Here is a 4,817-nt window from a genome sequence, read left to right as displayed (position 1 = left end):
CGCGCTTTTCTGTGCGGTCGGCAGCTACGCGCTGATGAGCTTCGTCATGACGGGCGCACCGCTGGCCATGGTCGGCTGCGGACTGTCGGAGACCGACGCGACGCTCGGCATCTCCTGGCACGTCATGGCGATGTTTGCGCCAAGCTTCTTCACCGGCTCGCTGATCCATCGCTTCGGCGCCGAACGCATTGTGACCACCGGCCTGATCCTGCTCATCGGCTGCGCCATTGTCGCTCTGTCGGGCCTGGCGCTGTGGCAGTTCTGGACGTCGCTGATCCTGCTGGGCCTTGGTTGGAACTTCGGCTTCATTGGCGCGACCGCAATGGTGGCCTCCACCTACCGGCCGTCGGAAAAGGGCAAGGTGCAAGGCTTCCACGACTTCGTCCTGTTCGGCTCCGTCGCCTGCGCCTCACTGATGTCGGGCATGGTCTACAACGCCTGGGGCTGGGAGATGCTGAACTGGATAGTCTTTCCGGTCACCGTCCTGTGCTTCGTGGCGCTGGGCGCGCTGAAGGTGACGAGCGCGCGCCCGGCTTGACGCCAAACCTATGCGTCCGGCGGCAACACCTGAAGCACCCTCGCTATGAACATATGGAACTCAGCCATGTAGTTGCGCAGGAAGTCCTCGGTGGATTCGACCGTCACTTCGCCGTCGTCCGTTATCAGTCCCGGCGTGAACTGGATATAGGCTTCCGGCGCATTCATCTGGGGTGAGTTGCAGAAGCTCAGAACGCTGCGCAGGCTTTGTTGGGCGACAGCGGTTGCGATGGCGCCCGGCGATGTTCCGATGACGGCGGACGGTTTGCGCGCGAATGAATTCTTTCCATAGGGGCGGCTCGCCCAGTCGATCGCGTTCTTTAATCCGCCAGGGATCGAGCGGTTGTACTCCGGGGTAACGAACAGGACGGCCTGAACGGACGCGATCGCCTTTTTGAAATCCCGGGCGACCGGCGGGAAATCCGCATCATAATCGTAGCTGTAAAGAGGCAGATCCCTGAAGGCGATTTCCGTCATTTCAAGTTCCGGAGGAGCCAGTTGAACGAGCGCCTTCGCGAGCTTGCGGTTGATGGATTCCCGGGCAAGACTTCCGATGAGGTAGCCGACTTTGTGTATGGCCATGACACGCTCTCCGTGTTTGCCACCCGCACCCTATGGCATTATCCGCCAGATGGCAGCAGATCGCCAGCGTCGCCTCAAAATCGGCCTTCCGAACAAAAATATTGCGCTGATCCCCCTTGTTATGAAACCGTGTGCCCCGACTGGCCGTTGAAGCCATGCTCATATGCGGTCATCGCGTTTCGGTTCATAGCTAGGGGTTCCACAATGTTTTCAGTCAAGTTTCTGGCCGGCGCGGCATTGGCGCTCGGCATCACGGTGGCTTCCGCCAATGCCCAGGTGGTTGTCTCTTCGAAGATCGACACCGAGGGCGGCGTGCTCGGCAACATCATCCAGCTCGTCCTCAACGCCAACAACATCAAGACATCGGACCGCATCCAGCTCGGCGGCACGCCGGTGGTGCGCAAGGCGATCACCGCTGGCGAGATCGACATCTATCCCGAATACACCGGCAACGCCGCCTTCTTCTTCGAGAAGGCCGACGACCCGGTCTGGAAGGATGCCGCCAAGGCCTATGAAACGGCCAAGAAGCTCGACTACGACGCCAACAAGATCGTCTGGCTGTCGCCGTCGCCCGCAAACAACACCTGGGCGATTGCGCTGCGCAAGGAAGTCGCCGAGACCAACAAGCTCGCCACGCTCACCGACTTCGGCAAATATGTCGCGGGCGGCGGTCAGGTGGTGCTGGCGGCTTCTGCCGAGTTCGTCAATTCGGCGGCTGCACTGCCGGCCTTCCAGACCACCTATGGCTTCACGCTGAAGCCGGACCAACTGATCACTCTCTCAGGCGGCGACACCGCGGCAACCATCGCCGCGGCCGCCAACCAGACCAACGGCGCCAATGCGGCCATGGTCTACGGCACCGATGGCGGCATCGCACCGTCCGGGCTCGTCGTGCTCGACGACGACAAGGGCGTGCAGCCGGTCTACCAGCCGGCGCCGATCATCCGCGAAGCGGTGCTGAAGCAACATCCCGAGATCGAGACGCTGCTGAAGCCGGTCTTCGCCAAGCTCGACCTCGTCACGCTGCAGGAGCTGAATGGTCGCGTGCAGGTCGGCGGCGAGCCGGTCAAGGGCGTCGCCGAGGACTTTTTGAAGAAGAACGGCTTCCTGAAGTAGGACGATTCCGGCGCGCCGCTTTCGTGGCGCGCCGGATCGACTGACGGGGGAGGGCGTGAACATCCGCTTCGACAAGCTCGGCGTGGTCATCGCCGCTATATCAGCCTACGCGGCTTTTGCCGCGCCCTTTGCCACGTTCCGTGCCAACCGCATCGTCCCCGGCCAGGCGCGCTCGATTCTCGAGGCGCTGCCGGCAACCACCGGGACGCTGCTGCTCGTCATGATCGTCGCCGCAGCACTCATCGCGCTGTTCAAGACACCGCTTTCGCTGCGCCTTGCCGCCAGCGTGGTGGCGCTTGCCGCGCTCGCGCTGCTGATCGGCGTCGCCGGAACATTCCTCACGCCGGAGGGCAACACCTTTGCGAGAGTTTCGCCAGCCTCCGGTTTCTGGATTCTGATCTTTGCCTTCACGCTTTTGCTCGCCGATGTGCTGACACGGCTGGACCTGTCGCCATTGGCACGAGTTGGCGTGCTTGCGGTCTCGGCTTTGGCGATCGGGCTGCTGTTGATTTCGGGAAGCTGGGACAATCTGTCGATCCTGAAGGAATATTTCAACCGCGCCGACAGTTTCTGGGCGGAGGGCTCCAAGCATGTAACGCTGGCGCTAGGGTCGCTGCTTGCGGCAGTGGTCGTCGGCCTGCCGCTGGGCATTCTCTGCCATCGTGTCGAAAGTCTGCGCGCCGGGGTTCTCAACGTGCTCAACATCATCCAGACCATTCCCTCGATCGCGCTGTTCGGCCTGCTGATCGCGCCGCTCGGCTGGGTGGCCACGCATGTGCCGGGGGCTGCCGCGCTCGGCATTCGCGGCATCGGCACCGCACCCGCCTTCGTCGCGCTGTTCCTTTATTCGCTGCTGCCGGTGGTGGCCAACACCGTGGTCGGTCTCGCTGGCGTGCCGCGCGCGGCCAACGACGCCGCGCGCGGCATGGGCATGACCGACAGGCAGCGCCTGTTCGGCGTCGAGTTCCCACTGGCCTTTCCAGTGATCCTGACCGGCATTCGCATCGTCTTGGTGCAGAACATCGGCCTCGCCACCATTGCCGCGCTGATCGGCGGCGGCGGTTTCGGCGTATTCGTCTTCCAGGGTGTGGGCCAGACGGCGATGGACCTTGTGCTGCTCGGCGCGGTGCCAACGGTCGCGCTCGCCTTTGCCGCCGCCATCATCCTCGATGCGGTGATCGAAATGACCGCCACCAGGCGCAGGGTTGAAACGGCATGATCGAGATCGAAGGCATTACCAAGCGCTATGACGCGACGACCGTGGTCGATGACGTGTCGATGGTCATCGAGCCGCGCACCATCGCCGTCATTGTCGGCACGTCCGGGTCCGGCAAGACGACGCTGCTGCGCATGATCAACCGGCTGGTCGAGCCGACCTCGGGCATCATCAAGCTCGACGGCGCCGACAATCGTTCGCTGCCCGGCTATGAGCTGCGCCGCAGCATCGGCTACGCCATCCAGGGCCACGGCCTGTTCCCGCATCGCACGGTGGCGCAGAACATTGCCACCGTGCCGGTGCTGCTCGGTTGGGACAAGGACCGCATCAAGGCCCGGGTCGACGAACTGATGACGCTCTATCAGCTTGACCCCGAAGCCTTCGGGCCGCGCTATCCGCACGAACTGTCCGGCGGCCAGCAACAGCGCGTCGGCGTTGCCCGCGCGCTCGCCGCCGAGCCCAACGTGCTGTTGATGGACGAACCGTTCGGCGCCCTCGACCCGATCATCCGCAACAAGGCGCAGGAAGATCTGCTGGCGATCCAGAAGCGCTTCGGCACCACCATCATCCTGGTCACCCACGACATGGAAGAGGCCGTGCATATGGGCGACAAGATCGCGGTCATGGATGCCGGCAAGCTGGTGCAATACGCCAAGCCCGCCGAGATCCTGGCAAAGCCGGCAAGCGCCTTCGTCGAGACCCTGGTCGGCGCCAGCGAAAGGCCGTTCCGGCTGCTGTCGCTCGGTCGGGTCCGCGATGCCGTGGAGAAGGGCTCCGCCGAAGGCGAGGCGATCCCCGGCGACGCCAGCCAGCGTGACGCGCTGGCCGAATTGTTGTGGACGGGCCGGCCGGCGCTGCCGGTCAAAGGCGCCGATGGCAAGCCGCTTGGCCGCGTCACCGTCGACGGGCTGGTGAAGCGCGCGGCGAGGCCCGCATGAAGGCCTGGCTTCCATCGCTGCTCAGACTTGCCCTGGTGATGCTGCTCGTTGCCTTCGTCACCAATCCCGGCTGGTTCGTGCCGCTGCTGAAGCCGCTGACCGAAAACAATGCGCCGGTGATCTACAACCAGGGCAGCCTGCTGACGCTGACATTGCTGCATTTGCGCACGGTTCTGATCGCCACCGTGGCAGCAACCATCGTTGCGGTGGCGCTTGCCATCCTGGTCACCAGGCCCGCCGGCGCCGAATTCCTGCCGCTGTCGCGCAGCCTGGTCAACATCGGCCAGACCTTTCCGCCCGTGGCGGTGCTGGCACTCGCCGTGCCGGCCGTCGGCTTCGGCGAGAAGCCGACACTGATCGCGCTGTTTCTCTATGGCCTGCTGCCGATCTTCGAGAACGCGCTGACCGGCCTGACGACGCTACCTGCC

General features: G+C 63.9%; 5 protein-coding genes and 1 pseudogene. 5 read left to right on the top strand and 1 reads right to left on the bottom strand.

Annotated elements, in window-relative coordinates:
• On the top strand, positions 1–538 hold a 538-nt coding region (locus tag EN884_RS25975; protein ID WP_164778659.1), incomplete at its 5' end, for an MFS transporter.
• Positions 539–546: 8 nt separating this feature from the next.
• Here the strand turns inward: EN884_RS25975 and EN884_RS25970 are convergent.
• Positions 547–1,119: an NADPH-dependent FMN reductase gene (locus EN884_RS25970; protein ID WP_013532242.1), complete on the bottom strand. Its 573-nt coding sequence runs from the start codon at positions 1,117–1,119 to the stop codon at positions 547–549.
• A gap of 204 nt (positions 1,120–1,323) precedes the next feature.
• Between EN884_RS25970 and EN884_RS25965 the strand changes: the two genes are divergently transcribed.
• From EN884_RS25965 to EN884_RS25950, 4 genes and pseudogenes are all read left to right on the top strand, one after another.
• Positions 1,324–2,235, top strand: coding sequence for an ABC transporter substrate-binding protein (locus tag EN884_RS25965; protein ID WP_013532241.1), 912 nt, complete (start codon positions 1,324–1,326; stop codon positions 2,233–2,235).
• Between the two features lie 55 nt (positions 2,236–2,290).
• Positions 2,291–3,454 carry an ABC transporter permease gene (locus tag EN884_RS25960; RefSeq protein ID WP_063167768.1) on the top strand — a complete coding sequence of 388 codons (1,164 nt, stop codon included), beginning with the start codon at positions 2,291–2,293 and terminating at the stop codon, positions 3,452–3,454.
• Complete coding sequence (locus EN884_RS25955; RefSeq protein ID WP_013532239.1) at positions 3,451–4,389, top strand: ABC transporter ATP-binding protein; 939 nt, start codon at positions 3,451–3,453, stop codon at positions 4,387–4,389. The genes EN884_RS25960 and EN884_RS25955 overlap by 4 nt, the downstream gene beginning before the upstream one ends.
• Positions 4,386–4,817 (top strand): annotated as a pseudogene (locus EN884_RS25950) (ABC transporter permease); the annotation flags it as partial. The gene EN884_RS25955 and the pseudogene EN884_RS25950, both read left to right, overlap by 4 nt.

The organism is Mesorhizobium sp. M7A.F.Ca.AU.001.01.1.1 (assembly GCF_004022735.1).
Taxonomy (GTDB): Bacteria; Pseudomonadota; Alphaproteobacteria; order Rhizobiales; family Rhizobiaceae; genus Mesorhizobium; species Mesorhizobium ciceri.
The sequence above is the reverse complement of the archived record's forward strand: the minus strand, read 5'-3'. Positions and strand labels throughout refer to the sequence as shown.